Genomic DNA, 1,883 nt, shown 5'->3' on the forward strand with positions numbered 1-1,883 from the left:
GCATGGTCTTAATCTCCTCGAAGTTATTACTGATGCTTTAGAAGGTAATGTCTCTGTTTTCCTTTCCTCTATTACTACTAGCTAGGCAGTTACATAATATGTTTGTATTATTACCTAAATTGCGTAAGTATCACTCTGAAAGCTGAGTATAAAACTACAAACGATGTCTTAGATATACACTGCAATATTGACTAAAGAACCTGGATTAAACAAAATGCAAAACTTTTGTTTAATTAGGTAGACTCTTCAAGTGCGTAACGCACCCAACACATCCTAAGAAAGTTTTAAGTTATTAAATCTACGTCCTAAGTGTGTGCTCATGCAAACCTAAATTAGTATAGGTGCATGGTGCAGCGGCTGAAGTGGTACTCAGTTCCCAATCTTAGTCATCAGGATAAAGAATATAAGTTAATGTCAATTAAAACTGTGTTCAAGTTGACCACAATCAGGACTTAACAGCATAAATTGTAGATAGCATCAACTACTAGTCTTTTCCACACAAGCTATGAGCCAAACTTTATTCCATCTTGCTTTCCCTGTGACTGACGTTGCCCAAACAAAAGCATATTACGTGGATGGCTTGGGCTGTATTCCTGGTCGTGAAAACCAGCACGCCCTGATTCTCAATCTCTACAGTCATCAACTAGTGGCTCACGTCACCAAAGAAACCTTGGCACCGCAACGCACTATCTATCCTAGACACTTTGGGCTAATTTTTACTCAAGAACGTGACTGGCAGGATTTACTAGAAAGGGCACAACAGCAACAGCTACTTTTTCGCGAATCAACCAAAAACCGCTTTGTTGGTTCTCCTCTTGAGCATCGTACTTTCTTTTTAGAAGATCCTTTTTATAACCTAATGGAGTTCAAATATTATCGTCATCCAGAGGCAATTTTTGGGAGTTACGAACATACACAAATTGGTGATAGGACTTAAGCAATTCAAATTAAAAACAAAAGAATGCAAGTGTAACAAATATCCTGGTACTAACTGGATGCTTTCTTAAGGAAGAGTAGTTTAATCCGCTTTCAATCGGCTTGGGTTAAGCTGTACAATCTTTAAATATCCCCCTTAATCCTCCTTAAAAAGGGGGAAATAGAGCCATTATGAGCAAGCTTTTTTAACGGGGGTTGAGGCGATGGAGCCTTATCCGAACTATATTGAATCCGTTCTGCTAAAGCTGCTGTGACTACTGTTAAACTCTTGGAGTCTGTCAGCATCCAAGGGTGGAAAGAAACTGGCACAACTACCTCTTCTCCTACGGGCATTTGTGAACTATTCGCTGGGACAATCATCAAATCATAAGGTGTCCAGATAGATGTAAAGTTTAGCTGTCTTAACATATCAGCATCAGAATTCAAATCCTTGAGAAAAAGGCTGTTGGGGCGCATTTGTATACAACCAGGACGCTGGGAAGCATAAGCAACCACAGTTCCATGATGGGGCGAAGAAATTGTGATAAACCTCTGTACGCGGTTAATTCCTCCCAATCGTTGAACATAGTAACGGCTGACAATTCCTCCCATGCTAAAGCCTACTAAATCTAAGTGTTGTTCTGATGCAAAGCTAGCCGTGACATAATCAGCTACTTGCTTTGCCAACTCATCAAGAGCCACATCACCATTATTAGGAACCAGATTCAAGCTATATACAGACCAACCCCGTTGTATTAGGTACGCCCTCATTTTATAAAAAACTGCCTCTGTATCGTCAATCCCGTGTACTAATAACACGGGATTGCGCTGCTGATTTTCAGTGTTCATCTACAAAATCCGGCTGAATTAAATCTGTACGCCTTATGTGAGTGAGAAGGGGTAGCAAAAAAGAAAGGGAAACCACAAGATAAAGGTAACGAAACCAAAGCTTGAGGTCTCCCAATGAA

The 1,883-nt window shown here is 40.1% G+C and carries 2 protein-coding genes; one reads left to right on the plus strand and one right to left on the minus strand.

Going from position 1 to position 1,883, the window contains the following annotated elements:
• Positions 1-505: 505 nt before the first annotated feature.
• Positions 506-937 carry a VOC family protein gene (locus V7K21_RS18635; RefSeq protein ID WP_335080952.1) on the plus strand — a complete coding sequence of 144 codons (432 nt, stop codon included), beginning with the start codon at positions 506-508 and terminating at the stop codon, positions 935-937.
• 122 nt (positions 938-1,059) lie between these two features.
• Here V7K21_RS18635 and V7K21_RS18640 read toward each other — a convergent pair whose 3' ends face one another.
• On the minus strand, positions 1,060-1,764 hold the full coding sequence (locus tag V7K21_RS18640; protein WP_335176708.1) for an esterase/lipase family protein: 705 nt from the start codon (positions 1,762-1,764) through the stop codon (positions 1,060-1,062).
• Positions 1,765-1,883: the final 119 nt, after the last annotated feature.

The organism is Nostoc sp., assembly GCF_036919595.1.
GTDB lineage: Bacteria > Cyanobacteriota > Cyanobacteriia > Cyanobacteriales > Nostocaceae > Nostoc.

Coding starts and splice junctions, on each gene's coding strand:
- V7K21_RS18635 (WP_335080952.1), top strand. CDS start 506: ATGAGCCAAACTTTATTCCATCTTGCTTTCCCTGTGACTGACGTTGCC.
- V7K21_RS18640 (WP_335176708.1), bottom strand. CDS start 1,764: ATGAACACTGAAAATCAGCAGCGCAATCCCGTGTTATTAGTACACGGG.